The sequence below is a fragment of the Candidatus Ulvibacter alkanivorans genome, assembly GCF_003333325.1.
GTDB classification, from domain to species: domain Bacteria; phylum Bacteroidota; class Bacteroidia; order Flavobacteriales; family Flavobacteriaceae; genus Ulvibacter_A; species Ulvibacter_A alkanivorans.
Genome location: NZ_QOLC01000098.1, coordinates 1 through 26290, shown reverse-complemented (window position 1 = coordinate 26290; position 26290 = coordinate 1). Strand labels below are relative to the sequence as shown.

General features: G+C 41.1%; 26 protein-coding genes. 9 read left to right on the top strand and 17 right to left on the bottom strand.

Annotation, left to right across the window (positions count from 1 at the left end; genetic code table 11):
• Positions 1 to 9: 9 nt before the first annotated feature.
• Positions 10 to 1128, bottom strand: a complete 1119-nt coding sequence (locus tag DWA30_RS10795) for an alkene reductase (RefSeq protein ID WP_114492556.1) — start codon at positions 1126 to 1128, stop codon at positions 10 to 12.
• Positions 1129 to 1431: 303 nt separating this feature from the next.
• On the opposite strand from DWA30_RS10795, the gene ffh reads away from it, so the two are divergent.
• Entirely contained in the window at positions 1432 to 2760 is a 1329-nt protein-coding gene (gene ffh, locus DWA30_RS10790; protein ID WP_114492555.1) for a signal recognition particle protein, read from the top strand.
• A gap of 65 nt (positions 2761 to 2825) precedes the next feature.
• A complete protein-coding gene (locus DWA30_RS10785; protein ID WP_114492554.1) occupies positions 2826 to 3704 on the top strand; it encodes a bifunctional 5,10-methylenetetrahydrofolate dehydrogenase/5,10-methenyltetrahydrofolate cyclohydrolase in 879 nt (292 codons plus the stop codon).
• Positions 3705 to 3722: 18 nt separating this feature from the next.
• On the opposite strand, the gene DWA30_RS10780 is transcribed toward DWA30_RS10785, so the two are convergent.
• The 10 genes from DWA30_RS10780 to DWA30_RS10735 all read right to left on the bottom strand — a co-directional run bounded on the left by DWA30_RS10780 (position 3723) and on the right by DWA30_RS10735 (position 10636).
• Positions 3723 to 4160, bottom strand: coding sequence for a YkvA family protein (locus tag DWA30_RS10780; RefSeq protein WP_114492553.1), 438 nt, complete (start codon positions 4158 to 4160; stop codon positions 3723 to 3725).
• Between the two features lie 62 nt (positions 4161 to 4222).
• Entirely contained in the window at positions 4223 to 4708 is a 486-nt protein-coding gene (locus tag DWA30_RS10775; RefSeq protein ID WP_114492552.1) for a thiol-disulfide oxidoreductase DCC family protein, read from the bottom strand.
• 2 nt (positions 4709 to 4710) lie between these two features.
• The gene (locus tag DWA30_RS10770; protein WP_114492551.1) at positions 4711 to 5730 is read right to left on the bottom strand and encodes an AI-2E family transporter; all 1020 of its coding nucleotides are present in this window, start codon (positions 5728 to 5730) and stop codon (positions 4711 to 4713) included.
• Positions 5731 to 5734: 4 nt separating this feature from the next.
• Positions 5735 to 6163 (bottom strand): VOC family protein, encoded by a 429-nt coding sequence (locus tag DWA30_RS10765; RefSeq protein WP_114492550.1) that lies wholly within the window; start codon positions 6161 to 6163, stop codon positions 5735 to 5737.
• Between the two features lie 6 nt (positions 6164 to 6169).
• Positions 6170 to 6880 (bottom strand): hypothetical protein, encoded by a 711-nt coding sequence (locus DWA30_RS10760; protein WP_136073188.1) that lies wholly within the window; start codon positions 6878 to 6880, stop codon positions 6170 to 6172.
• A 10-nt stretch (positions 6881 to 6890) separates the two neighbouring features.
• A complete protein-coding gene (locus tag DWA30_RS10755) occupies positions 6891 to 7829 on the bottom strand; it encodes a YybH family protein (protein ID WP_114492548.1) in 939 nt (312 codons plus the stop codon).
• Positions 7830 to 7915: 86 nt separating this feature from the next.
• On the bottom strand, positions 7916 to 8155 hold the full coding sequence (locus DWA30_RS10750) for a Rho termination factor N-terminal domain-containing protein (protein ID WP_114492547.1): 240 nt from the start codon (positions 8153 to 8155) through the stop codon (positions 7916 to 7918).
• Positions 8156 to 8177: 22 nt separating this feature from the next.
• The gene (locus tag DWA30_RS10745; protein ID WP_114492546.1) at positions 8178 to 8375 is read right to left on the bottom strand and encodes a hypothetical protein; all 198 of its coding nucleotides are present in this window, start codon (positions 8373 to 8375) and stop codon (positions 8178 to 8180) included.
• Positions 8376 to 8528: 153 nt separating this feature from the next.
• Positions 8529 to 9095, bottom strand: coding sequence for a hypothetical protein (locus tag DWA30_RS10740; protein WP_114492545.1), 567 nt, complete (start codon positions 9093 to 9095; stop codon positions 8529 to 8531).
• A gap of 8 nt (positions 9096 to 9103) precedes the next feature.
• Positions 9104 to 10636, bottom strand: coding sequence for a helicase HerA-like domain-containing protein (locus DWA30_RS10735; protein WP_114492544.1), 1533 nt, complete (start codon positions 10634 to 10636; stop codon positions 9104 to 9106).
• A gap of 91 nt (positions 10637 to 10727) precedes the next feature.
• Between DWA30_RS10735 and DWA30_RS10730 the strand changes: the two genes are divergently transcribed.
• Together DWA30_RS10730 and DWA30_RS10725 are read left to right on the top strand one after the other, a co-directional pair.
• Positions 10728 to 11234 carry a RidA family protein gene (locus DWA30_RS10730; protein ID WP_114492543.1) on the top strand — a complete coding sequence of 169 codons (507 nt, stop codon included), beginning with the start codon at positions 10728 to 10730 and terminating at the stop codon, positions 11232 to 11234.
• Positions 11235 to 11287: 53 nt separating this feature from the next.
• Positions 11288 to 11917 carry a 7-carboxy-7-deazaguanine synthase QueE gene (locus DWA30_RS10725; protein WP_114492542.1) on the top strand — a complete coding sequence of 210 codons (630 nt, stop codon included), beginning with the start codon at positions 11288 to 11290 and terminating at the stop codon, positions 11915 to 11917.
• A gap of 53 nt (positions 11918 to 11970) precedes the next feature.
• Here the strand turns inward: DWA30_RS10725 and DWA30_RS10720 are convergent, their stop codons facing one another.
• Entirely contained in the window at positions 11971 to 12516 is a 546-nt protein-coding gene (locus tag DWA30_RS10720; protein ID WP_114492541.1) for a DUF2911 domain-containing protein, read from the bottom strand.
• Positions 12517 to 12743: 227 nt separating this feature from the next.
• On the opposite strand from DWA30_RS10720, the gene gyrB reads away from it, so the two are divergent.
• The 4 genes from gyrB to secDF all read left to right on the top strand — a co-directional run bounded on the left by gyrB (position 12744) and on the right by secDF (position 19929).
• Positions 12744 to 14684 (top strand): DNA topoisomerase (ATP-hydrolyzing) subunit B, encoded by a 1941-nt coding sequence (gyrB, locus tag DWA30_RS10715; protein WP_114492540.1) that lies wholly within the window; start codon positions 12744 to 12746, stop codon positions 14682 to 14684.
• A 76-nt stretch (positions 14685 to 14760) separates the two neighbouring features.
• The gene (locus tag DWA30_RS10710; RefSeq protein WP_114492539.1) at positions 14761 to 15777 is read left to right on the top strand and encodes a DUF6588 family protein; all 1017 of its coding nucleotides are present in this window, start codon (positions 14761 to 14763) and stop codon (positions 15775 to 15777) included.
• Between the two features lie 78 nt (positions 15778 to 15855).
• A complete protein-coding gene (mdh, locus tag DWA30_RS10705; protein WP_114492538.1) occupies positions 15856 to 16782 on the top strand; it encodes a malate dehydrogenase in 927 nt (308 codons plus the stop codon).
• A gap of 135 nt (positions 16783 to 16917) precedes the next feature.
• The gene (gene secDF / locus DWA30_RS10700; RefSeq protein WP_114492537.1) at positions 16918 to 19929 is read left to right on the top strand and encodes a protein translocase subunit SecDF; all 3012 of its coding nucleotides are present in this window, start codon (positions 16918 to 16920) and stop codon (positions 19927 to 19929) included.
• 74 nt (positions 19930 to 20003) lie between these two features.
• Here secDF and DWA30_RS10695 read toward each other — a convergent pair whose 3' ends face one another.
• The 5 genes from DWA30_RS10695 to folE form a co-directional block, all read right to left on the bottom strand.
• The gene (locus tag DWA30_RS10695; protein ID WP_114492536.1) at positions 20004 to 20501 is read right to left on the bottom strand and encodes a DUF192 domain-containing protein; all 498 of its coding nucleotides are present in this window, start codon (positions 20499 to 20501) and stop codon (positions 20004 to 20006) included.
• The gene (gene lgt, locus DWA30_RS10690) at positions 20502 to 21323 is read right to left on the bottom strand and encodes a prolipoprotein diacylglyceryl transferase (protein ID WP_114492535.1); all 822 of its coding nucleotides are present in this window, start codon (positions 21321 to 21323) and stop codon (positions 20502 to 20504) included. It abuts the gene before it with no gap.
• A gap of 94 nt (positions 21324 to 21417) precedes the next feature.
• Entirely contained in the window at positions 21418 to 21663 is a 246-nt protein-coding gene (gene yidD / locus DWA30_RS10685; protein WP_114492534.1) for a membrane protein insertion efficiency factor YidD, read from the bottom strand.
• Positions 21664 to 21665: 2 nt separating this feature from the next.
• Positions 21666 to 23150 carry a cysteine--tRNA ligase gene (gene cysS / locus DWA30_RS10680; RefSeq protein ID WP_114492533.1) on the bottom strand — a complete coding sequence of 495 codons (1485 nt, stop codon included), beginning with the start codon at positions 23148 to 23150 and terminating at the stop codon, positions 21666 to 21668.
• A 20-nt stretch (positions 23151 to 23170) separates the two neighbouring features.
• On the bottom strand, positions 23171 to 23848 hold the full coding sequence (gene folE, locus DWA30_RS10675) for a GTP cyclohydrolase I FolE (protein WP_114492532.1): 678 nt from the start codon (positions 23846 to 23848) through the stop codon (positions 23171 to 23173).
• 145 nt (positions 23849 to 23993) lie between these two features.
• On the opposite strand from folE, the gene DWA30_RS10670 reads away from it, so the two are divergent.
• On the top strand, positions 23994 to 26290 hold a 2297-nt coding region (locus DWA30_RS10670; protein ID WP_498365827.1), incomplete at its 3' end, for an FIDD domain-containing protein.

Genomic DNA, 26290 nt, shown 5'->3' with positions numbered 1-26290 from the left:
TTTAATTTTTTAGGCTTGTGGAACGGATGCTTCACTAGCCTTTGGTTCGTAATCTAAATACCCTTCTTTGCCTTGTGTGTAAAAAGTATCCTTATCCCAAGCACTAATAGGGGCGTCTGTCTTAAACCGCTCTACTAGATCCGGGTTTGATATAAAGAGTTTTCCGAAGGCAACAAGATCGGCATCTCCTCTGTTGATGACCGCATTTCCTTTTTCTTGATCAAATCCGCTGTTTATCATCAAGGTGCCTTTATAGATAGGGCGATAGCGTTTTGCGATCTCTGTTTCGGCATGAGGAACATCATTCACATCGTTAAACGGTTCGCTTAGATGTAGGTAGGCGAGGTCGTAGGTGTTTAACTTTTCGATTATGTAATCGAAGGTAGGGATGGTCTCGTCATCGAGGGTCATTCCGAAGATACCATGTAGCGAAGGGTTCATGCGAATTCCGATTCTATTCGTCGGAATTTCCTTTTTCATTGCGTCGAGTACTTCAAATAAAAATCGGCCTCTGTTTTCAATAGACCCGCCGTATTTATCGGTTCGTTGGTTTGACGTTCTATTGAAGAATTGGTGAAACAAATAGCCGTTACTTGCGTGAATCTCAACACCGTCAAAACCTGCCTTAACAGCATTTCGTGCTCCGCGAGCAAATTCGGCAATGGTTTCGTCAATTTCTTTCTGCGTCATTTCCTTTGGCGTAACAGTATCTTTCATGCCTTCCGGTGTGAACGATTCAGCATTCGGATTGATGGCCGAAGGTCCTATCGGCTTGTCTCCGTCGTGAAAATAAGGATGAGACATACGTCCAACATGCCAAAGTTGTATAAATATTCGTCCACCGGCCTCATGCACTGCCTCGGTCACTTTTTTCCAGCCGTTCACTTGAGCTTCGCTATGTATTCCCGGCGTATGAATATACCCGACACCCCGTGGCGATACCTGCGATCCTTCAGTAATGATGAGCCCGGCTGAAGCACGTTGTTTGTAGTATATTGCATGCATGTCGGCGGTAGGCGATTTTTCAGCATTCGTGGCTCGACTTCTTGTCATTGGGGCCATGATAACGCGATTTGGTAATTCGATTTCACCAAGTGTATAAGGGGTCAGCAGGGATTGTTCTTTCATAGATCTTGTATTTTTAATTTTTCTTTTAAAGGTACTGCTATACTTCGGTATTTAGCCTATACTGCGGCTTAAGCCTTTGTTAAAGAATGGTAAGTTTTTCATAAAAGTAAGTTTTGATCAAGTCGATCTATGTGAATAAACATCATGAAAATAAGTGTGCTTTGGGACAAGATATTTCACAGGTTTTTTTCTGAAAGTTATTAGTTGTTTCAACACTAAATTCTTCTTTGTTACTCCCTCTTCAATTAGTATCTTTGCGCTTTGGGCGTGAACGCCTGAATTCTAAAAAACTGTAGTAAGCATATGTTCGATAATTTAAGCGATAAATTAGACAAAGCGTTACATGTTCTTAAGGGGCATGGTAGTATAACAGAAGTAAACGTAGCAGAAACGTTAAAAGAAGTGCGCCGTGCACTTTTAGATGCCGATGTTAATTTTAAAATTGCCAAAGAGTTTACCAATACGGTAAAAGAAAAAGCCTTAGGTCAAGATGTATTGACCACGCTTCAGCCTGGACAGCTTATGGTAAAATTGGTCAAGGATGAATTGACCGAGCTTATGGGAGGTGAGACTGCCGGTATTAATTTAAGTGGTGCTCCAACGGTCATTTTAATGGCTGGTCTACAGGGTAGTGGTAAGACCACCTTCTCCGGAAAACTTGCGAACTTCCTAAAAAGTAAAAAATCGAAAAAGCCTTTATTGGTTGCGTGTGATGTATATCGTCCGGCAGCGATCAATCAGTTGCATGTTGTTGGTGACCAGATCAATGTTGAGGTGTATAGCGAAGAAGGGAATATGAATCCTGTCGAGATCGCAACCAATGCTATTGCTTATGCAAATGAAAATGGTCATAATGTGGTGATCGTCGATACAGCGGGACGCCTTGCGGTCGATGAAGAAATGATGACCGAGATATCGAATGTGCACTCGGCAATAGAGCCTCATGAAACCTTATTCGTCGTGGATTCGATGACGGGTCAAGATGCGGTGAATACAGCAAAAGCGTTTAACGACCGACTTAATTTTGAAGGCGTTGTGCTGACCAAATTAGATGGAGATACTCGTGGTGGAGCGGCGATATCGATTAAAAGTGTTGTAGATAAGCCCATTAAATTTATTGGTACAGGGGAGAAGATGGACGCCATCGATGTGTTCCACCCAGCTCGTATGGCAGATCGTATCCTTGGGATGGGGGATGTGGTTTCCTTAGTAGAGCGTGCGCAAGAACAATTTGATGAAGAGGAGGCGCGAAAGCTTCAGAAGAAAATAGCAAAGAACCAATTTGGGTTCGACGATTTTATAAAACAGATCCAGCAAGTTAAGAAGATGGGTAGCATGAAGGATCTCGTCGGAATGATCCCTGGTGCCGGAAAAGCGCTAAAAGGAGTTGATATTGACGATGATGCCTTTAAAGGGATTGAAGCGATTATCCATAGTATGACGCCTCAAGAACGATCAGAACCCTCTGTTATTAACGGAAGCAGAAAGAAGCGTATCGCCAAAGGAAGCGGTACTTCGGTACAAGAGGTAAATCAGTTGCTAAAACAGTTCAATCAAATGAGCAAGATGATGAAGATGATGCAAGGTGGCGGTGGTCGTAAGATGATGCAAATGATGAATAAGATGCGTTAATCATTCCGAAGAAAAAACAACAAACCAAGAATAAACGAATAGCACAAATCGACAAACCTAGCCACATGACAATTCTCGACGGTAAAAAAGTAAGCAACGATATTAAGAATGAGATCAAGGCGGAAGTCGATAAAATGAGAGATCGTGGCGAGAAAGTTCCACATTTGGCTGCAGTAATTGTGGGTGATGACGGAGCGAGCCTAACCTATGTAGGGAGCAAGGTTCGTGCCTGTGAACGTGTGGGGTTCGAGTCTACTATGGTGCGCTTGCCTCATACGACGAGTGAAGTTGAGCTACTCCATAAGATCAAAGAATTAAATGCCAATGACGATATCGACGGATTTATCGTACAATTGCCCTTACCCCCACAAATAAATACGCAAAAAGTATTAATGGCCGTAGACCCAAGTAAAGATGTGGATGGTTTTCATCCCGAAAACTTCGGAAAGATGGCTTTAGATATGACCACCTTTATTCCTGCTACGCCTTTCGGGATCTTGGAATTATTAGAGCGATACGATGTGGATACCAAAGGAAAACACACCGTGGTCATTGGTAGAAGCCATATCGTTGGACGACCTATGAGCATATTGATGAGTCGTAAGGGATGGCCGGGTAATAGTACTGTAACCTTGACTCACAGCAATACTAAGAACATAACACAAATCACCTCTCAAGCCGATATTGTGATTTCGGCCCTGGGTGTCCCAAATTTCTTAAAAGCTGAAATGGTAAAAGATGATGCTGTGATCATAGACGTAGGAATTACGCGTGTTACAGACGAAGATCATCCAAAAGGATATGTGATTACCGGAGATGTAGATTTTGAAAATGTTAGTAAGAAAGCTAGTTTCATTACTCCTGTACCGGGAGGTGTTGGACCAATGACCATTGCTATGCTCCTAAAAAATACCTTGCTCGCGCGCGAACAACGCAGGGCATAATAGTATTAGGTGTTACTCTTAAATACCTTGACCTTGTTCGACCTTCCAATCTAAATAGCGGTGCAAATCGCTTTCTATCCAACCAACGCCAATCGTTAGGATCGCAATATCGTCTATATACCCAATGCCCGGAATAAAATCGGGAACAATGTCCATTGGATTTAAAATATATAAGAAGGCCATTACAATAGTGGCGATGGTAAACCATGGTACTTGTTTGTAGTTGCCTTTTTTGGTGTCCTTTAACATTTGCATCATGATCTTACCTAGCTGAACATATTTTGAAAGACTGTTGCTGCCGCTAAATTTCTTATCGATGTCTTCTTCACTATTAAGAACCACTTCTACATCGGCCTCATCTATTTTGTCTACTTCTTCGGAAGCATACGATTCGGAGACACCGGTATCTCGGTTTCCTGGGTTAAAGTGAAGTTTGTTTTTCTTTTTTCCGAACATGCGTTAGATTTTTAGATGCTTAAAGATAGGAATAGCGCTTCAGAAATTATTTTAAAGTTTTGTTATAAAACAATCCATAGCACACAAAGTATTGCTAAAATGAGCAATACGTAGTACAACCAATAGGGTCGACTATTTTTTGGATCCTTTCCGAAGCAAAAAACAGTGAGTTTATAGAAGAAGGAGCGATGTTTGGCAATAAAGTTATAACTGTGATCGCTTAACTTGGTAAACACGGGAAATCGTTCGTACCAATCGTGCCAAGGCCAATGTTTTTCTTCGGAATAGGCAAAACTGCGATAGGCCGAATCGGGACCGCTATAGACGCTGCCGTTCGGTTCAATTAGTCGCGAAGCCTTTTTAAATTCTTTTAATGGAATGTCCTTGAATTGGGACGCAACTTCTTGATAGGTCTTGTAGGTAATGCGATCGCCAGTGTACATTTTCCAACGTGTTACCCAATATTTGCAAAACCCACATTCGCCATCCCAAACCATCATTGGTTTCTCGGTAGGAGGGTAGTTGGTCCTGTTGAACTTAGTGAACATCCTTACACCTTGTTGTTCTCTTTGCCGTATTCCTTGCGATAAATGCGTAAAACGATTAAGAAGAGACTAATTAGTAAGGGCCCAAAAATCAATCCGATAAACCCAAACAGCGGTACACCAACGATCACACCTATAAGGGTGATAAGTGGATGTACATTGTCGAGTTTCTTTAATACGTAGAGTCGTATAATATTATCGGTGGAGCCAACAACTACAAATCCGTACAATAGTATTCCCCATGCTTGAAATGTATTGCCGGCAGAAAGCGTTAATATAAAAACGGGTAAGATCCCCACGAGGGTTCCCACAAAAGGGATCATCGACCCAATGGTAACAATGACGAACCAAAAGAAGGGGTCTTTAATTCCAAAAATAAAGAAACCGATAAGAGCGATGATACCTTGCGCCAAGGCTACTAATGGAATTCCCAACGCATTTGACCGAACCATTGCTTGCGATTCGTCGCCTATAATTTTTAGATTATCTTTGTCTATGGGTATATAGTCCTGCAGTGATTCTCGTAATTCTCTTCTATTGGTAAACATATAGTACAACATAAAGTACATAAGTCCAATTGCAATAAACATATTAAAGGTGCCTCCGGCAAAGCTTTGCAAATTGCTTGACAACCAACTAGAAACTGCTCCTGCATCTATTTGTGATGTAAGATCGTAGCCTATCTCACTCTCGATCTGTCCCAACTGATCTTTGGTTGCTTTCACTACTTTTTCTGAATTTTGAACCGCAGCTCCTATCTTATTGCCTAGCATAAGCACAATTCCTGTGACTGGCACCAGTATTCCAATAAAGGAGGCCAGCATTAGCAGTGCCGCAGCCAGATCAGGATTCCAACCTCGCTTTACCAATTTCACCATCCACTTTCGCATCAATACGTAAATAGTGATAGCGCCAAGCACACCCGATAAGTACGGAAGCATTTCTCTAAAGATCAATGTTCCCATTAAAAGGATGAGTAGCAACACGAACATTTGCCGGATTATTTTGGGTGGGATGGTCTTCATAAAATTAGGTAGCGAATAATTGATTTCGGTCGGCAAAAGCCTTAAACTCTAATGCATTTCCAGACGGGTCTTTAAAGAACATGGTGGCTTGTTCGCCAGGGAGTCCTTTAAACCGAATGTAAGGTTCGATGATAAAGGTAACGTTTTGCTTTTTTAATTTTTCTGAAAATTTTGTAAAAGTATCCATGTCTAAAACGACTCCGAAATGAGGAATTGGTACTTGTTTTCCATCTACCGGGTTGGCGTCTGCTTTTGCGGAAGTAGCACCATTTTCCGATAGGTGTATAACCAATTGATGTCCAAAAAGATCGAAATCGACCCAGTGGTCGCTACTGCGACCTTCCGAACAACCAATGATATCACGATAAAAATCACGACATTTTTCAAGATCGTGGACAGGAATAGCGAGGTGAAAAGGATATTTGTTTTCCATATAATTTTAGCTGTTAACTTTATAGAATTCTTTTAGGAAGTTACTGTTGTTTTCTTTTAACTGTTCGATCGATGCTTGGCCGTTATAGTCTAAGTAGTGTGCCATAAAGACTAGACGGTCCTTTACAAGTAATACGTTCATTGCGATTGCCATAACCTTATCCACCGTATCTGTTGTTAGACCCATAAGGACGATGGCTGTACTACTGTTATTGTACCCTTCGTATTTTTCTACCAATGTGGGCTGTCCAATTTCGAGCGGTTTGTTCGAGTTTTTGAAATCTTCATTTACTTCGGCTACGGTGCTGTTCATCATACCTCCGGTCATACCACGCATTACCTCTTGTACCTCGACGGGTTTCATCTCGTAATTTTTAGCCATATTAGAAGTGTAGACCTTGTAATAATTATCGTAGGTGATAAATGCGAGACTATCCCGTTGTTTAAAAACGGCGGTTGGCACATAATAGGCAAGTATAGTATTTTGAGGATCATCAAATTCATCGGCTTTGGCCTTTATAATAGGATCGTCATAGCCTTGGGTCATACCTTCTATTTTTGGTAAACAAAATGTGGTGTCTCCAAATGCTACCGTATCTACACAATCTGTGGTATCGCTAGCAGCAACCAATTGGTTATCGGTCTCTTGGGAGGACTTGGTGTCTTTACATCCAAAGCAAAGAAGAATGGTAAGTGTAAGCAGGAGTATATTTTTCATAATTTGTGTTTTATAATGAGTTCCAAATGTCGAGATATATTTTCCAATCGCCATCCACCTTTTTCCAAATAACAACGTATTTTCCTTTAAATGATTTCTCCTCACCTGTAGATCGGTTACTGCCTTCGTAATAGCCATAGTCATAGGCATAATTATCAATAATTGTAATTTCTTTGGCGGTAAACGTATGAGCGATGGGTGTCGTGTGTTCAGGTAGGGTCCATCGTGCTTCAATTGCGGCGGTTCCGGTAATAATGTCAGTGTTGTTTGGAAAGATTTTAGCGTCGCTCGTGTAGAAGCTTGCAATAGCATTGGCATCTTTCCGAAGATATGCTTCGGAAAAAGCCGTTGCTTTTTTCATAATCTCCATTTTATCTGAATCTGATGTGCGCTTGGTACAATTTATTTTCCAAGTGGGGTAACTGAAGCCCTCTCCTAGATCAACCCATTCCCCGATCCAATTGAAGCCGTTCTCGCTAATGTCGTTGAAAGTGAGTCGGTAGTATCCATCGGTGCCATTAGGCGCTTTTTGTTCTCGATAAAGGACAATGCTGTCACCGCGTTTTGTTCCTTCCCAAGTAGGAAGGGAAGGCGTATTCCCGGTGTTGGAGTAATAGTGAACATACCATTTACTGCTATCGGCATTAAACTGTCTAATGCTTCCAGAATGGCTTCCATCTTCTTTTAGTGTTTCATCCTGAACCGCATGACCGTTCATGATATACTTGAAGGTCCATGTCATTTTTTGAGGTTCTCCCCAAGTTTGATCGGGCTTTCGTGCTGTAGAGATGCAATCACAAACCCCAATTAAGGGGGCAAAATCGGCTACTTGTTTTGGTGCTTTCGGATTTAACGTTCCGAAGGGATGCTCGGTATTAGGTTCATATTTTACATACTCTTGTGCGCACAACAAGCTGGAAGCTAACACGAACACTGTTAGTATTTTCATTTTGGTTGGTTTGGAAAATTAAGATACTACTATTCCGCTAATTAAAAAATTAACGGTTGTTCGCATGATAGCTTTTCTTTGAATCATTAGTTGGATCGCAGTGCAGAAATAAGCTCATCCTTATTCATGCTAGAACGACCGTCTATACCAACATTTTTTGCTTGTTCGTATAGTTCCTCTTTGGTCCACTCTTCATAAGGTGGAGCTGTCCCTCCTTTTTTGCCGGAATCTGGAGTATTGGCGATTCTAGCTGCCTTCTCTTTGCTATATCCTTTGTCTCTAAGAGCTTCGTATTGCGATTCATTTTTTATTCTTGGATCTGGCATAATAGTAATTTTTGTGTTTAATTTAGCCGTCAGATTCGGCTGTATCTGTGTCTTTGCGGTATTTTAGAAGGCCGATTCCTGCAAAAAAGAACACAACCCCTAAAATTATTAAAGCCCATGGGCTTAATCCTATTTCAAAACTACCAAAGGCTCCTAATACGCCCATAATTAAGGCGATGGCGCCTCCAATCGTTAAAATAAACCCTAAGATCTTTATCATAATACTGGTTTTTAGTGTTGTTAGTACCCTAAAATTAAATGATAGGGTTCAATATCCTGAGACACTTAACAAAACCTTGATACAGTTTTTTGATAAAATTATAAATCCCGCACTATGGCGGGATCTACAATGTATTAATATGTGAGAATAAGATTACTCTAGCTCTTGATCCCAACCAATCATAAAATACTTGAATGTGGCATCATCGGGAATTTGAGTGGCTTCAATTGTTGCGCTCGGGTCGTATCTTAGGTTTTCGGGCAATTCTTTTTTAGATATGGTTAGGTAGATGTTGCTGTCTTTTAAGAACACTACAATAGAGTTGATCGTGGATTCAACACCGTCTATTGTATAATTCGCTTTTACATCTTTAAAGGTACTGCCTAAATGCAACCCTTTTTCAGTTTTATAACGTTCATCAAAAACTTGAATATTAGTAATTAGTGCATTGGGATCACTTTCATCCTCTGGAGATAAAAGCAACAGTTTGTTTCCTCCTTTTTCATAGATCTCCACTTCACCTTGAGTGCCAAGTGCATTTTCGATCGGATTCAATTTTACGATTGAATCTTCTGCATAGATGGAGTCGATCTGTTTCATTTGAACTTTTTTGGTGAGCGGTCCAATACTTGAATCTGTAATTAGGTATGGGTCGCTATCGGTACCACATTGGGTAAAAAGTAGTGCGGTAATCGCACCTAGTACTATTGTTTTTTTCATAATTGTTATTATCGCATTAATTTGGTTAAAATGCCCAGTACACTCCGTATTACCGTTGGACTGGATAAGGCTTTAACAAACGGATTCTGTTTGCTTCTTCGTCTTCTCGATGTAGTTCTTCTTGAGCTACTCTGTTTTACGGCCTCTTTTTCTTCTTTTGCTTTTTGTATTGCTTCTTCTTTTTCGGCTGTTTCAATTTTTTCGGTTAACAATTCATAGGCGCTTTCACGATCTATGTTTTCATTGTATTTGTTTGCAAGTTTGGAGGTATCAATAAGCTCGGTAAGTTCCTTGTCTTCTAATACATCCATCCTGCTCATAGGCGCTCGCAACATAGTAGCCGCAAGTGGTGTTGGAATTCCTTTTTCATTTAAGGCAGTAATCAACGCTTCTCCAATTCCGAGCGAAGTTAATACTTCTGACGTCTTATAATAATCGGATAACGGATAATTTTCTGCGGTAAGCTTAATGGCTTTTCGATCCTTGGCAGTAAACGCACGTAACGCATGCTGAACTTTTAATCCTAACTGACTTAGTACCTCGTCCGGCACATCGGTAGGGTTTTGAGTCACGAAATAGAGCCCCACACCTTTAGAACGAATTAATTTTACGATACTTTCAATTTGGTCGAGCAATGCATCGCTGGCTTCCTTAAATATTAGGTGGGCCTCGTCTATAAAGATGACTAGCTCGGGTCGGCCGCTGTCCCCTTGTTCGGGAAAGGTGGTATAGATCTCGGCTAACAAGGATAGCATGAAAGTGGAGAACAATTTTGGTCGATCTTGAATATCGGTAAGGCGTACAATATTAATATATCCCATTCCCTCATCATTTACGCGAAGCAAGTCGTCTGTATCGAACGACTTCTCGCCAAAGAAAAGATCACCTCCTTGTTGTTCTAATTCTACCACTCTTCTAAGAATAGCACCTGTGGAAGCAGGAGAGATGCGACCGTATTCTTTCGCTATGGCTGCTTTCCCTTCATTTGTGGAATACTGTAATACTTTTTTAAAATCTTTTAGGTCCAATAACGGAAGCTTGTTATCGTCACAATATTTAAAGATGACAGAGATAATGCCGGCTTGGGTTTCACTCACATTTAAGATTCGCGATAGCAATACCGGCCCAAATTCACTAACCGTTGCTCGCAATCGTACACCGTTCTGTTCTGAAAGTGTTAGGATTTCTACCGGAAATTTTTTGGCTTCAAACGGAATTCCAATTTTTTCATGACGCTCATCGATCTTCGGATGCCCCGGACTGGGTTGGGCGATCCCACTCAAGTCGCCTTTCATATCCATTAATAGCACAGGAACACCTTTTTCTGAAAGGTTTTCGGCCAAAACTTGTAAGGTCTTTGTCTTCCCCGTCCCGGTGGCCCCTGCAATTAGACCGTGTCGATTTAACGTTTTCAATGGAACTTTTACCAGCGCGTCGGTTATGGTTTCTCCATCTAACATAGCGGCTCCTAGGGTAATAGAATCTCCTTTAAATGTGTTTCCCGAAGTGATATGATCGAAAAAAGCCTGGGTGTCTGCCATCGTTTAAATTTTTGCTAAAAATAACAATTGTAATAATGCTACTGAAATATTCCGTACTTTAAAATCGTAATTCTCTTAAAGGCGATCTCTTATGGCACCATTCATTAAAATCCTGGTAATCTTTATTTTCTGCTTCGGAAGCATTTGTTGTACCGACACTGTTACTACTACCGAAACAGCTTCCGAAGTAAATAAACTAGATAGTACAGCTGTTAAGACACCAATTTTTCATAGATCGCACGAGCCGAGAAAGCAATCGGCGCCCTTTAGTGATGTGGTTCAAATAGGGGAGCTGTATCTATTATCGGGACAAATTGGTATGGATCACAGCACCAGAGAATTGGTGACTGGAGGCATAGAAGCAGAGACCAGACAAACCTTAGAGAATATCAAGTCGGTGCTTCAGCAGCACAATCTCGACATGCGAGATGTGGTCAAGGCTACTGTGATCTTAGAAAGTATCACCGATTTTGAAGCCTTCAATGCGATTTATACAACCTATTTCCCCCAACGACCCGCGCGCACTACTTTTGCTGCTAAAGGACTAGCAAAAGGAGCTAAGATCGAGATCGAAGTAATGGCGATACGTTCTAAGTAGATTAAGCGAAAAGAACACGGCAGCACTTACTTAATTATTGTATTTTTGCAGCTATGCAAAAAGAGATTGAAACGTTGGTGGATAAAGGTGAGATGCTTCCTTTAATGGAAGAATTCTACACTATTCAGGGAGAAGGATATCATAAAGGCACTGCAGCTTACTTTGTTCGAATTGGAGGTTGTGATGTGGGTTGCCATTGGTGCGACGTAAAAGAAAGTTGGAATGCCAAGTTACACCCACCCACCGAAACCAATGCTATTGTTGCTAATGCCGCGGCATCTTCAAAAACAATTGTAATTACAGGCGGTGAACCATTAACGTGGGATATGGGCCCTCTTACGTCCAAGTTGAAAGACAAAGGAATGCAGGTGCATATTGAAACCTCGGGAGCATATCCGCTAACCGGAACTTGGGATTGGATCTGTCTATCACCAAAGAAAATAAAACTGCCAACACCCGAGATCTATTCGGTTGCCAATGAATTAAAGGTGATCGTCTACAACAACGATGATTTTCGATTTGCCGAAGAGCAGGCAGAAAAGGTAAATAAAGATTGCATCTTATACTTACAACCGGAATGGAGTAAACGAGAAACTGTCATTCCGAAGATAGTGGAATATGTAATGAAAAACCCAAAGTGGAAAGTTTCGTTACAAACCCATAAATACCTGAATATCCCATAAAAAAAGATGCTTTTTAGCATCTTTTTCCATTTAGTCTTGCGATGTTTAAGAGCTTAAATGCTTTTAAAAGGGATTTCTACATAGGTAGAGTCCCATCCTATCATGAGCGTGGTGCCATCGTTCTCGGGACGAAACACCATCGATAAGGATTCGGTAGGTGCTGCTGCATTTCGAGTTTCTACCGTCATGCGTGCAATGTCTTTTTCTTTTTTATAGGAGTAGCTTCCCCATACATTAGTATCTCCATTTATGATTATAACCCATTCATCTTTCTTCGGAATGGTATAAAGTGTATACGTACCGGGATCAAGTTTGGTGTCGCCAAATAGCATTGGCTTGTATAAAGTGAGTTCGGTGGCTTCATTGGCACCGGTGCGCCATACTTGATCGTAAGGAACTAATTCGCCAAAGATCTCGCGGCCTTTTTTTGAAGGTCTACTATAAATGACACGAGCTACCGGAGGTGTGTTTCTGTCGGCTCGAGCCATCGCGAGGTCCATCGGACTTGCATCCATGGTAGGGAAGGATTGTGCCAAGGTTGCATCGGTTGATAATAGAATGGTAAGGGTGATTGCAATACAAGTATATACTGTTTTCATAGCGTATTTTTTAGCTTAATTGTGCTTAACTAACGAATTAATGGTCGCGTTTAGTGTATTATTCTTACAAGGGAATACTGAATCTCGAAAGTACGAGTTAAAACCTAATTTTTTTCACAAAAATTTGTTAATAACTTCACAGCTATAAAATGCCGAAACCCTATATTTTATAAGGGGTTTTGTTATATTTGTTCGTTACGAAATTATAGCAAAACAACCTATTTTATATGAAGGACGAAAAAGATATTAAAGTGTACGGCGCCGATAGTATTCAGGCACTGGAGGGGATGGAGCATGTGCGCATGCGACCATCTATGTATATTGGAGATGTTGGAGTGCGTGGACTGCATCATTTGGTCTATGAGGTGGTAGATAATTCTATCGATGAGGCCATGGGTGGATATTGTGATACCATCGATGTTTGGATCAACGAAGACAATTCTATTACCGTTAAGGATAACGGTCGTGGAATTCCGGTCGATCTTCACAAAAAAGAAGGCGTTTCAGCATTAGAAGTGGTTATGACCAAGATTGGTGCTGGTGGTAAATTTGATAAAGATTCGTACAAAGTATCCGGTGGTTTGCACGGGGTGGGTGTTTCTGTAGTGAATGCCTTATCTGAAAGTCTAAAAGCAACAGTCCATCGAGATGGTAAGATTTGGGAACAAGCCTACGAAAGAGGTAAGACCTTATATCCGGTTAAGTCGGTTGGAGAAACCGATTACCGTGGTACCGTGGTTACATTTAAACCGGATTCTGAAATATTTAAACAGTCTCGAGAGTACAACTATGATACCTTAGCCAGTAGATTGCGCGAGTTATCCTTCTTGAACAAAGGCGTGACCATTAGTTTGACCGACAAACGTGAAACTGATGAAAAAGGAGAGCATCCTAGAGAAACTTTTCATAGCGACGAGGGATTAAAAGAGTTTATTCGTTTCTTAGACAGCAACAGAGAACCACTTATCACCGATGTCATTGCGATGGAAGGGGAGAAGAACGACATTCCGGTTGAGGTGGCTATGATCTATAACACTTCGTTTAACGAGAACCTACATTCGTACGTAAATAATATCAACACTCATGAAGGTGGAACTCACCTATCCGGTTTTCGACGCGGACTTACCACGACACTAAAGAAGTATGCAGATGCTTCAGGGATGTTGGATAAGTTAAAGTTCGATATTGCCGGAGATGACTTCCGAGAGGGACTTACAGCTATCGTATCCGTAAAAGTAGCCGAACCGCAATTTGAGGGGCAAACCAAGACCAAGCTAGGGAACCGTGAGGTGACTTCTGCCGTAAGTCAGGCTGTTTCTGAAATGCTTGAGATCTATTTGGAGGAGAATCCGAATGATGCGAAAACCATTGTTCAAAAAGTGATCCTAGCTGCACAAGCACGACATGCCGCACGAAAAGCACGAGAAATGGTGCAACGTAAGACGGTTATGAGTGGTGGCGGATTACCTGGAAAATTAAGTGACTGCTCTGAGCAAGACCCGCAAAAATGTGAAGTATTCCTGGTCGAGGGTGACTCGGCAGGAGGTACGGCCAAGCAAGGACGTGACCGAAACTTTCAAGCGATCTTGCCACTACGAGGAAAGATATTAAATGTTGAGAAAGCCATGCAACACAAGGTGTTCGAAAATGAAGAGATTCGAAATATCTTTACGGCACTAGGTGTAACCATTGGTACAGAAGAAGACAGCAAAGCATTGAATCTTGAAAAACTTAGATACCACAAGGTGGTGATTATGTGTGATGCCGATGTTGATGGTAGCCATATTGCTACGTTGATCTTGACATTCTTCTTCCGTTATATGAAAGATCTTATTGAGGCCGGTTATGTGTATATAGCAACACCTCCACTATACCTTATAAAGAAAGGTGCTAAAAAGGAATACGCATGGAGCGATAAAGAACGAGATGCGCTAAATGAGCAATTTGGAGGAAGTGCCAGCATTCAACGTTATAAGGGTCTTGGTGAGATGAACGCAGAACAACTGTGGGATACCACTATGAATCCTGAGTTTAGAACTTTGCGACAAGTTACTATTGACAATGGAACAGAAGCCGATCGTATCTTCTCTATGTTAATGGGAGACGAGGTGCCGCCACGTCGTGAGTTTATAGAAAAGAACGCAGTTTACGCGAATATCGACGCATAAGATTATTCGTTAAATATTATATAAAAACCCGCAACAGTCGTTGCGGGTTTTTTATTTTGTCCTTAAAAATTGACCCATGAAGAAGATATCTTTATTTTTAATGGCAGCCGTAGTGCTACCATTAACCGCCCAAGAAAACCTTGAAGATCTCTTGGCAGCAGGTGTGGAAGATGCCAAGCGCTTTTCTACAGCGTATATTTCACCGGCAGCCGAAGGAATGATGTATAACACAGCCAATGGCTGGGTACAGTCGGCACAAGTTAAGAAACCACTCAAATTTGAATTTTCAATAATTGGTAATGCAACCCTTATCAACGACTCGCAACGATCCTTCACCTTAAACACGGCCGATTATAACAATTTACAGTTTCGCGATGGTAGCAATAGTAAGGAAGTGGCTACCGCCTTTGGCGAAAATGACCCGGATATTGTAGTGTTTTCTGAAGTAAATAATGGAGTGTTCAATGAAGAAGTTGAATTTGTCTTACCACAGGGGTTAGCTTCAGTAAATGTGAATGCGCTTCCTTCGGCTTTCTTGCAAGCGAGATTAGGCTTGTTTAAAGCAACTGAAGTTAAAGTAAGGTACTTTCCGAAGATAGAACAGGAAGATGTAAAGACTGGATTATTTGGTGTTGGACTAAAAGTGGAATTTACTGAATGGTTGCCTGCCGAATCGGTCTTTCCGGTAGCGATCGCAGGAGTGGTCGCCTATACCAACCTGACTGCGAATTACGACTTTACAGACGATATGATTATAGAAGGTGAAAATCAGCAGTTCGATGTGCGACAAAACAGTTATTTGCTCCAATTACAAGCCTCGACAAAATTACCGGTTATAAACTTCTATGGTGGAATTGGGTACGTGGCCGGTACTTCCGATTTTGATGTACTGGGAACCTATCGCGTTCGTGCAGGAGTACCGCTGTTTGAAACTACCAATGAATTTAACGATCCGTTTTCAATTCGAAATAAGATATCCGGAGTTAGAGGAACCGTGGGCGCAAAGCTTACGTTGGGTTTCTTCGGAATGCACGCCGATTACAATTTAGCCGAGTACGACAATATTTCGTTGGGCGTCCATTTCGGAATTTAATAGGCTAATTAGCATATAATTAATGCATATAATTGTATTTTTGCAACTCGAAAAATTAATCATTCAAAAATAGATATAATGAAAATTACCGTAGTAGGAGCAGGTGCTGTAGGTGCAAGTTGCGCCGAGTACATTGCTATTAAAAATTTTGCAAGTGAAGTAGTGTTACTGGACATTAAAGAAGGATATGCTGAAGGAAAGGCGATGGACTTAATGCAAACTGCTTCGTTAAATGGTTTCGATACGCGTATAGTTGGAACTACTGGAGACTATTCGAAAACGGCAAACAGCGACATTTGCGTAATCACTAGTGGAATTCCAAGAAAACCAGGAATGACACGTGAAGAGCTCATTGGTATTAATGCCGGAATTGTAAAAGAAGTGTCTTCTAACTTGGTTAAAAATTCACCCGATACAATCATCATAGTCGTGAGTAATCCTATGGATACCATGACGTATCTGGTGCACAAAACAACCGATCTTCCGAAGCACAGAATCATTGGAATGGGCGGCGCGCTAGATAGTGCTCGTTTTAAATACCGTTTGGCAGAAGCCTTAGAAGCGCCAATAAGTGATGTTGACGGTATGGTGATTGGTGGACATAGCGATAAAGGTATGGTACCCCTAACACGATTGGCGACTCGTAACAGTGTGCCTGTTACCGAGTTTATTTCCGAAGAGCGTTTATCTCAAGTAAAAGAAGATACCAAAGTTGGAGGTGCAACGCTTACGAAATTGTTAGGAACATCGGCATGGTACGCACCCGGAGCAGCAGTATCAGGTTTAGTGCAAGCTATCGCTTGCGACCAAAAGAAAATATTTCCTTGTTCAACGATGTTAGAGGGTGAATACGGCTTAAACGATATTTGTATTGGAGTGCCTGTAGTACTTGGACGCAACGGTATAGAAAAGATCGTAGCGATCGAGTTAAACGATGCCGAAAAAGAACACATGAAAGAAAGTGCTGAAGGGGTAAGTAAAACCAATGGATTGTTAAGCATATAGCAGTCATTCTTATCATATTGAAAAAGGCCGCCTTGTGCGGCCTTTTTTTGTTAAACTTTTCAAAAGAAAATAATTGTCATTTCCTTTTTGAAAACCTATATTTGCACGTTTTTAAAATTATCTAAACAAGCTAGCATGCAAAATAAAGGACTCATTACAGTATTTGCGATCCTCTTCGGATTGGTAAGTTTGTACCAATTATCGTTTACATATATCGCAAACAAGGTAGAAGATGATGCAAAGGCGTTTGCAAAGAATGCATATCCTGAAACTCAGCCCGATGCGCGGGCGGCAGCCGAGGCTAGATACCTCGATTCGATTAGTGGAGAAGAAATCTTGCTGGGAATCGATTACAAGACTGCAAAAGAAAAAGAATTAAACAAAGGGCTCGATCTTAAAGGTGGTGTGAACGTGATTCTTCAGGTGTCTGTTCAGGACATCCTAAGAGGGTTGGCAAACAATACCAAGGATCCTGCGTTTAATCAAGCATTACAAAATGCAGAAGAGCTTCAGAAAAATTCGCAAGAAACCTACCTAGAGTTGTTTTTTCAGGCTTTTGAAGAATTGCCGGGTGAAAATAAACTAGCTTCTTCAAATATCTTTTTTAATAAGAATTTAGAAGAGGATATTAATTCTTCAATGACCAATGAAGAAGTACAGCCAATTATTTCAAGAAAAATAGATGAGTCTATTACCTCGGCTTTCGAAGTGCTTAGAAAGCGTATCGATAAGTTTGGAGTAACACAACCAAACATTCAGCGTTTAGGAAATTCGGCCCGTATCTTGGTCGAACTGCCTGGAGCAAAAGATGTAGAGCGTGTGGTTAACTTAGTAACTAGTACTGCTCAATTGGAATTTTGGGAAGTGTATAAGTTCGATGAGATCCAAAACTTTTTATTTGAGGCAGACCAAAAACTAAAAAATTTAGTAAAAGAAGAAACTCAGGAAGAAGTAGCACAAGATTCTACGCAAACTGAAGATGAAGAGATCAACGCACTGTTAGACGGAGAAGATGCAGAAGATGCGTCACTAGATGCAGAAGTTGCAAACCCGATCTTTTCGTTGATGGTATCACCCGGAGCACCGGGTCAACCTGTATTGGCAACCTTTGCGGTCCAGGACACAGCTAAGATCAATAGTTATTTACGTATGCCGGAAGTACGATCATTACTTCCAAACGATCAGCGCTATACAAAGTTTGTATGGGGCCTTTCAGAATACAATGAAGAATTAGAAGAAGAACTTACAAGTCTATATGCTTTACGTGTTGAAAATCGTGACGCCGAACCGCCATTAGGTGGTGGTGTCGTTGTAGATGCACAGCAAAGCTTCGACCAAGTAGGTCGCGTGGTAGTCGATATGCAAATGAATGGAGTTGGAGCACGTATCTGGGAAGACATGACCGGAAAGGCCTACAACAACCAAAGTCAGATCGCAATTGTTCTTGACGACATCGTATATTCTGCTCCTGGTGTGACCACAGGTCCTATCGCCGGAGGAAGAAGTCAGATCTCTGGAGATTTTACCATTACCGAAGGTCAAGATCTTGCAAATGTATTACGTGCAGGTAAGTTACCTGCTTCTGCCGATATTATTCAGGCGGAAGTAGTAGGACCAACCTTAGGTCAAGAAGCGATCAATAGTGGTATTTTATCGTTTGCAATTGCCTTAGGCTTTGTGCTAATATGGATGATCTTCTACTACGGTAGAGCCGGTTTGTTTGCCGATGTGGCTCTTGTGGTGAATATTGTGTTTATCTTCGGAATCCTTGCTGGTCTAGGTGCAGTATTAACGCTACCTGGTATTGCAGGTATCGTATTGACGATTGGTATTTCGGTCGATGCGAACGTGCTTATTTTTGAGCGAATTCGCGAAGAACTTGCCAAAGGAAAAGCACAAAAAGACGCTATCAAGGACGGATTTAATAATGCCTTGTCATCAATTCTCGATGCGAACATTACAACCGGTCTTACAGGTCTTATTTTATTGGTCTTCGGAACGGGTCCTATTAAAGGATTCGCAACGACCTTATTGATTGGTATTGCAACCTCATTGTTTACAGCGATCTTTATTACGCGTCTGTTCATCGATAGCTATACTAAAAACGGAAAATCATTACCATGTTCTACGGCTGTTACCAAGAACTTGTTCAAGAATGTAAATATCAATTTCCTCGGAAAGCGTAAAATAGCCTACGTGATTTCAGGTATCTTATTGGTATTGAGTATTGGTTCTTTATTTACTGTTGGTCTTAACCAAGGGGTTGATTTCGTTGGTGGACGTACATATACTGTTCGATTCGACAAGGACGTAAACGCACTTAATGTGCAAAATGACCTAATTGAAGTGTATGGAAGTGCCGAAGCGAAAACCTACGGTGGGGACAATCAATTAAAGATTACTACAAAATACAAAGTTGAAGAAAGCGGAACTGAGGTTGATAATGAGATCGAACAAATGTTGTATGACGGATTAAAACCTTACTTGCCATCCGGTATGACCTTCGAAGACTTTAAAGAAGATGACGATAGCAAGGTTGCTGGTCGAATGGAATATTATAAAGTAAGTCCAACCATTGCCGATGATATTAAAAAAGCATCGTTCTGGGCCGTATTAGGTTCCTTAATCGTGGTATTCTTATACATCCTCCTTCGATTTAGAAGATGGCAGTTCAGTTTGGGTGCGGTAGCCGCCGTATTCCACGATGTGTTGATCGTATTGGGAATCTTCTCCCTTACACACAATATCATGCCGTTTAGTATGGAGATCGACCAGTCATTTATTGCTGCGATCTTGACCGTTATTGGTTATTCCTTGAACGATACGGTGGTTGTATTCGATAGGATTCGAGAATTCTTTAACGAACACAGCAGTTGGAAAATGAACCGTATAATCAACAGTGCATTAAACAGCACCTTAAGTCGAACCTTGAATACTTCGATCACGACATTGATCGTATTGTTGTGTATCTTCTTTATTGGTGCAGAATCGATTCGCGGACTTATTTTCGCATTGATCGTTGGTGTACTTGTAGGTACCTACTCATCGTTGTTCATCGCAACGCCGGTGTTCTACGATACAGTTAGAAAAAGAGGAATCGATCTTTCAGAAAAGAAAGAAGAAGAATTAGAAGAAGCTGTTAAATAAGCAGTTCTTCGGAAATAAAAAAAAACGCCGGGTCATCTGATCCGGCGTTTTTTTTTATGTCTAACTTTTAATTTTTATTCTGAAGTATTGGTCCAAGTTATATAATCACCCTTTTCCAAGCCCCATGCATCACTTAAGCCTGCGTTAACTTCTAATACATACTGCGCGGGTCCTTCCGAAGGTAAAGATGTAGGGTCGAAAGGCTTGGCATTTTTTTGAATATTTACGATCTCCTTGTCTTTGTTAAAGAAAATTATATCTATCGAAAACTCGGTGTTCTTCATATAAAATCCACGGGTAAGTTCCTCGTCGAAAATAAATAACATGCCTTGGTTGTTTGGCATCGATTTTCGATACATCAAGCCCGTTTCGGTTTCATAGGCATCATCTGCGATCTCAATATCAAGTTGCGCGACGATCGAATCGGTTTGTGCTTTTTTAAGGGTAAGTTCCCCTTCTTTAGTAAAAGTTACCTCTTTGGTTAGTACGGGGCGTTCTTGCTGCTTGTCTTTACAGCTTATAACACCGCAACATAGAGCTGCGACTGCAGCCGAAATTATTAGTTTCTTCATTTATACATAATGTTTTTTGGAAGCACGTACCATTAAATAAATTCCTATTAGTATAAACGGAATACTTAGCCACTGTCCGGTATTCAGTGCCCATTCGGCACGTTCTTCTACTTGTGCTTCTTTTACAAATTCTACCAAAAAGCGTACCAGCCAAAGCAATACCAAGAAGACACCAAAAAGATATCCTAAGTAGTTCCTTTTGTTCGTTTTCCAATATATAAACCAGACGATAAGGAATACGATGATATACCCTGCCGATTCGTACAATTGTGCAGGATGGCGTGGAAAATCTTCTCCTAATTGTTTAAAGATGACGCCATAATCACTGCCTGTTGGTTTGCCAATGATTTCTGAATTTATAAAGTTGCCAATTCGAACGAAAATTCCGCCACAGGCCACAGCGATAATAATACGGTCTAAGATCCAAAGTACGGGTTTCTTTAATACCCTTTTACTGTAAATGAACATCGCGATTATAATGGCGATAGCCGCTCCATGACTCGCTAATCCTTGAAAGCCTGTAAATTCAAATTCCGGTTTGGTTTGTATGGGTAGAAAAATGGATAGTGGGTCTTGTGTGATCAATTCCGATTGGTAGAATAACACATGTCCTAAGCGGGCCCCAACCAAGGTAGCTACGACCATATAAATAAACAAACTATCTAATTTCTCTAAGGATTCGCCTTCATTCTTAAAGATACGTTTCATGATAAACCACCCTAAGACAAAGGCGATCACAAACATCAAGCTGTAATAACGAATAATAAAAAAACCAAGATCGATTCCTTCCGAAGGATCCCAAACAAAACTTAAATAGTGCATACTGTGTTTTTATAGACGAGGTAAAGATAACAAAATACCTCCCGCGAGCATCGACCACTTTCTTACTTTTCCGAAGTAGATGCAAAAGTAGGTGCTAACTTGTTGGTTTTTCATCATTTTCGGGTACGGGATCGTAACCGGAACCGCCCCAAGGATGACAACTGCCAATTCTTTTTACTGCTAACCATCCCCCTTTAAAAAGCCCGTGTTTTTGAAGTGCCTCAACCGTGTAATGTGAGCATGTTGGTGTATAGCGACATGTGGAGGGTGTAAGAGGAGAAATAACGATTTGATAAAAACGTACCAACAAAATAAAAGGGTATGTAAGTATCTTTTTCAACCTTAATGTAATGAGTAGGTCGTCCCTTCTTTTCCGTCTTTCAATTGAATACCCACCTCTTGCAAGGCATCGCGAATACGATCACTAGTAGTGAAGTCCTTGTTGGCTCGAGCCTGATCTCGAAGTTCGATTAGTAATTCTACCGCACTACTTAGTTTGTTCCCGTCTTCTGAAGTTTCATTTATCGTATCGGTAAGCCCTAGCACCTCAAAGATAAAATCATGCATAGTAGTCTTTAAAAGCGTTTTGTCTTTTTCTGAAATTGCTTCAGTACCCTCTTTCAGCCCATTGATCCATTTGGTAGCTTCAAATAACTGCGCGATCAAAATAGGGCTGTTAAAATCGTCGTTCATGGCATCATAACATGATTGTCGCCAAGCCGCAACGTCTACTGTGCTTTTTTCCGAAGTAATTAAACCATCGATACTACTATACGAATCCATGAGTCGGTTAAATCCTTTTTCTGAAGCGACCAGTGCATCATTCGAAAAATCGAGTATGCTTCTGTAATGTGCCTGATACATAAAGAATTTTGTCACAGTAGGAGAGAAGGCCTTACTAAGAATATTGTTGTCACCGGTGAACATCTCATTTGGGAGGATAAAATTCCCGGTCGATTTAGACATTTTCTTACCGTTCAGCGTTAGCATATTGGCGTGCATCCAGTAATTAACCGGCGATTGTTTGTTAGATGCTTCTGCTTGAGCGATCTCACATTCGTGGTGTGGAAATTTAAGGTCCATTCCACCGCCATGAATATCGAACTGGTTGCCCAAGTATTTTGTGCTCATCGCAGTACATTCGAGATGCCAACCCGGAAAACCATCACTCCAAGGTGAAGGCCAACGCATAATATGTTGGGGCTCAGCTTTTTTCCACAGTGCAAAATCTTGTGGATTCTTCTTTTCACTTTGAGCGGCAAGTTCTCGTGTATTGGTGATCATGTCTTCGAGATTCCTACCACTTAATTTGCCGTAAGCATTATCCTCATTAAACTTCATAACATCAAAATAAACCGAGCCATTTTTTACGTAGGCATATCCTTCAGCAATAATAGACTCCACAATAGCAATTTGTTCGAAGATGTGTCCTGTTGCTGTTGGTTCGATACTTGGAGATAATGCATTGAACTTATCCATAGTTGTATGGAAATCGACCGTGTATTTTTGAACCACTTCCATAGGTTCGAGTTGTTCGATACGCGCTTTCTTTAAGATAGGGTCATCGCCGCTCTCGCCATCATTCTCTAAATGACCGGCATCGGTAATATTCCGAACATAGCGAACTTTAAATCCCAAATGCTTTAGATAACGAAACACCAAATCGAACGACAAGAATGTACGACAGTTTCCTAAGTGTACGTTGCTGTATACCGTGGGTCCACACACATACATGCCAATTGCTCCTTCATTTATAGGAGTAAATTTTTCTTTAGACTTCGTAAGGGAATTATAAATCGTGAGTTCCTGCTGTTCGAATAATTTCATGAGTGTTTCAGAAATAAGTATTAAAAATCGGTATCGAGATTGATGTAGTCCAAAAATTCTCGGCGCGTTTCAGGCTCCTTGAATTTACCGCCAAACTCACTCGTTACCGTGCTGCTGTCTATATCGCGAATTCCTCGCGAATTGACGCAAAGATGCTTGGCATCGATCACGCAGGCAACATCGTCTGTATTCAATACTTGTTGTAATTCTTTTACGATCTGCATCGTTAAACGTTCTTGAACCTGTGGTCTTTTTGCGAAGTAGTCGACCACGCGGTTCATTTTACTAAGGCCTACCACCGTGCCGTTCGAAATATAGGCGATATGAGCCTTTCCAACGATAGGTAATAAGTGGTGTTCGCAAGTAGAGTATAGTGTGATGTTCTTTTCTACCAACATCTCACCATACTTGTATTTATTGTCGAAAGTAGAAGCCTTAGGTTTGCGATCGGGATGAAGACCACCGAAGATTTCTTGCACGAACATCTTGGCTACACGTGTAGGGGTTCCTTTCAAACTGTCATCTGTGAGGTCAAGCCCTAAGGTGTGCATTATACTTTTTACATCCTCTTTGATGCTCGCAATTTTTTCTATATCGCTAAGGTCAAAAGCATCTGTTCTTAAGGGCGTGTCGGTTGCAGTACCAACATGGTCATTTCCCAATGCTTCTATTTCCTTTAATTGTTTCTCTAAATCCATAATTATTAAGTGTGTATTGTTACATACAGGCTGCAAAGATACGGATTCGTGATATGCCATGAAAAAATGGTGTCACTATTTTTAAAGGCAATGTTATACCGATTTCATAAAAAATTCTTAAATTTCGCGCACATACCTATGAATTATGAAGAAAAATTCCCCCTACATTGCCTTAGTAATCCTACTTATTGTTCCATTTCTAGCCTTGGCACAAGGTCCAGGTTCACTCTTTGTTGATGCCGGACCCGATGTAACAATCGACTGTACTTCAGGTAGTTGTACAAATATTACAGCGACCTTTTTAGAGACATTCGATACTTCCGGCTCGAATTACACAGTGGATGCTGTGCCTTACAATCCTCCCTTTCCATTTGACGGATTGGCGAACCAATTGAACCCAAATCAAGACGATCGCTGGTCGGTAGTCGATAATTTGCCTTTCGATTTTTGTTTCTTCGGAAACTTGGAAACCGAATTTCAAGTTGGCTCGAACGGAGTACTTCGATTTGACGTGGATCCGGGAGATACTTCCAACGGTTGGTCTTTCTCTGAGAACCTTCCCAATAATACCAATCCAACACTAGGAGAAGCCAATGTGTTTACACCTGTGCACGATATCGATCCATCGGTGGGAACTACCGAAGAGATTGGGTATGAAGTGCTAGGGACTTTCCCAAACCGCGTTTTAGTGGTTTCATACTTTAACGTACCCTATTTTAGTTGTAATAACTTGACCGCGACCCATATGGCCGTGTTCTATGAATTTTCTAATGTAATTGAGATCTACATTCAGGATAAGCCTGTATGTACGACTTGGAATAGTGGAAATGCAGCTGTAGGTATCCAAAATGATGCAGGAGATACTGCTTATGTACCACCGGGAAGAAACACTTCCGATTCACCATGGACAACGAACAATGAAGCTTGGAGCTTTAGTCCTGTAGGACCTCCAACATATGTTTTTGAATGGTTAGACTCTACGGGAACTGTTATTGGTACTTCACCTACATTAAATGTATGTGTATCCGGGACCGAAACATTTACTGCCCGTGTTACCTATACGAATACTTGTAACGGAGATGTTGTTGTACTTACCGATGATGTGAATGTGAGCTCTGTGGCGCCTTTTAGCGTTGATCTTGGGCCGGACATTGATACTTGTGACGATTCGGATATAGTGTTAAACGCTGATGCCGGAATGCCGGGTATTTCTTATGAGTGGTTCTATAACGGAGTGTCGCAAGGACCTAGTACAATAGACGATTTTACATTTACGGTTACGGCTCCAAATTCGGGAACTTATACAGTTGAAGCCTTTGATCCGGCAGATCCTACTTGTCTTATTTCAGATAGTATAGAAATCAACTTTTTTCCACAACCGGTAGCCAATCAGCCTGACGATCTGTTCCAATGTGACGATGGTACCAATATGGGCATATTCGATCTGACGCTAAATAATCCTGTAGTTCTAGGAGCTCAGAATTCGGCGCAATTCAATATTACGTATCACAATTCTGCAGCAGACGCCGGTACCGGGAATGCACCTATCACTCCCGACAATGCGTATCCAATAGCGACACCACCTCAGGAAGAGATATTTGTGCGAATTGAAGATTTATCGGGTAACTGTTTCGATACAAATTCGTTCTTTATAAGATTTGAACCTGCAACCGCAGGTCCAATGACCGACATTGATGATCTTTGTGATGAAGATTCTGACGGATTCGTATCTTTAAACTTACCTTTGTTAAAGGATGCTGAAGCGCTTAACGGACAGCCGGCATCTCAGTTTACAGTGACCTATCATAATTCTCAAATGGAAGCTGATTCAGGAGCAAATCCATTGCCTACACCTTATGATGTAGCGGCTCCTTCGGAAACAATTTTCGTACGAGTGGAGAATACAATGAGTCCTGGAGCTTGTTTTGCGACCGATAGTTTTGTCGTAACTATTTTTGTGGCTCCAAATGCTAATGTGCCAACACCTTATGAAATATGTGATGACATTCCATATGACGGGTTTGCAGAATTCGACCTAACCACAAAGGATAACGAGATCACCGGTGGTGATCCAAACGCAGTTGTTATCTATTACGAAACATTTGCGTTAGCACAAGCAGGAACAATTGCAATTGCGAACCCTACCACTTATACTAATGGAGTAGCCGGTCAAGATTCGGTTTTTGCACGTGTGGAAAATATAAACAGTCCGGATTGTTTTAATATCGTTGAACTTATACTGCGAGTCAACCAATCTCCTGAGATTTCAGATCCTATTTCTGATTATTTTATTTGTGACAATGATCAGGATGGTGTTGAGGAGTTTGATTTAACGAGTAAGGATTCGGAGATTTTGGGTACGTTGGTCAATGTAGATTTGACCTATCACACCTCTCAGGCTGATGCTGAGGGAGGAGTTGGTGCGATCATGCCTGCCAACAT

What these genes read in the sequence shown, in the direction of transcription:
- DWA30_RS10795 (WP_114492556.1), bottom strand. Translation starts at nt 1,128, where the DNA reads ATGAAAGAACAATCCCTGCTGACCCCTTATACACTTGGTGAAATCGAA.
- ffh (WP_114492555.1), top strand. Translation starts at nt 1,432, where the DNA reads ATGTTCGATAATTTAAGCGATAAATTAGACAAAGCGTTACATGTTCTT.
- DWA30_RS10785 (WP_114492554.1), top strand. Translation starts at nt 2,826, where the DNA reads ATGACAATTCTCGACGGTAAAAAAGTAAGCAACGATATTAAGAATGAG.
- DWA30_RS10780 (WP_114492553.1), bottom strand. Translation starts at nt 4,160, where the DNA reads ATGTTCGGAAAAAAGAAAAACAAACTTCACTTTAACCCAGGAAACCGA.
- DWA30_RS10775 (WP_114492552.1), bottom strand. Translation starts at nt 4,708, where the DNA reads ATGTTCACTAAGTTCAACAGGACCAACTACCCTCCTACCGAGAAACCA.
- DWA30_RS10770 (WP_114492551.1), bottom strand. Translation starts at nt 5,730, where the DNA reads ATGAAGACCATCCCACCCAAAATAATCCGGCAAATGTTCGTGTTGCTA.
- DWA30_RS10765 (WP_114492550.1), bottom strand. Translation starts at nt 6,163, where the DNA reads ATGGAAAACAAATATCCTTTTCACCTCGCTATTCCTGTCCACGATCTT.
- DWA30_RS10760 (WP_136073188.1), bottom strand. Translation starts at nt 6,880, where the DNA reads ATGAAAAATATACTCCTGCTTACACTTACCATTCTTCTTTGCTTTGGA.
- DWA30_RS10755 (WP_114492548.1), bottom strand. Translation starts at nt 7,829, where the DNA reads ATGAAAATACTAACAGTGTTCGTGTTAGCTTCCAGCTTGTTGTGCGCA.
- DWA30_RS10750 (WP_114492547.1), bottom strand. Translation starts at nt 8,155, where the DNA reads ATGCCAGATCCAAGAATAAAAAATGAATCGCAATACGAAGCTCTTAGA.
- DWA30_RS10745 (WP_114492546.1), bottom strand. Translation starts at nt 8,375, where the DNA reads ATGATAAAGATCTTAGGGTTTATTTTAACGATTGGAGGCGCCATCGCC.
- DWA30_RS10740 (WP_114492545.1), bottom strand. Translation starts at nt 9,095, where the DNA reads ATGAAAAAAACAATAGTACTAGGTGCGATTACCGCACTACTTTTTACC.
- DWA30_RS10735 (WP_114492544.1), bottom strand. Translation starts at nt 10,636, where the DNA reads ATGGCAGACACCCAGGCTTTTTTCGATCATATCACTTCGGGAAACACA.
- DWA30_RS10730 (WP_114492543.1), top strand. Translation starts at nt 10,728, where the DNA reads ATGGCACCATTCATTAAAATCCTGGTAATCTTTATTTTCTGCTTCGGA.
- DWA30_RS10725 (WP_114492542.1), top strand. Translation starts at nt 11,288, where the DNA reads ATGCAAAAAGAGATTGAAACGTTGGTGGATAAAGGTGAGATGCTTCCT.
- DWA30_RS10720 (WP_114492541.1), bottom strand. Translation starts at nt 12,516, where the DNA reads ATGAAAACAGTATATACTTGTATTGCAATCACCCTTACCATTCTATTA.
- gyrB (WP_114492540.1), top strand. Translation starts at nt 12,744, where the DNA reads ATGAAGGACGAAAAAGATATTAAAGTGTACGGCGCCGATAGTATTCAG.
- DWA30_RS10710 (WP_114492539.1), top strand. Translation starts at nt 14,761, where the DNA reads ATGAAGAAGATATCTTTATTTTTAATGGCAGCCGTAGTGCTACCATTA.
- mdh (WP_114492538.1), top strand. Translation starts at nt 15,856, where the DNA reads ATGAAAATTACCGTAGTAGGAGCAGGTGCTGTAGGTGCAAGTTGCGCC.
- secDF (WP_114492537.1), top strand. Translation starts at nt 16,918, where the DNA reads ATGCAAAATAAAGGACTCATTACAGTATTTGCGATCCTCTTCGGATTG.
- DWA30_RS10695 (WP_114492536.1), bottom strand. Translation starts at nt 20,501, where the DNA reads ATGAAGAAACTAATAATTTCGGCTGCAGTCGCAGCTCTATGTTGCGGT.
- lgt (WP_114492535.1), bottom strand. Translation starts at nt 21,323, where the DNA reads ATGCACTATTTAAGTTTTGTTTGGGATCCTTCGGAAGGAATCGATCTT.
- cysS (WP_114492533.1), bottom strand. Translation starts at nt 23,150, where the DNA reads ATGAAATTATTCGAACAGCAGGAACTCACGATTTATAATTCCCTTACG.
- folE (WP_114492532.1), bottom strand. Translation starts at nt 23,848, where the DNA reads ATGGATTTAGAGAAACAATTAAAGGAAATAGAAGCATTGGGAAATGAC.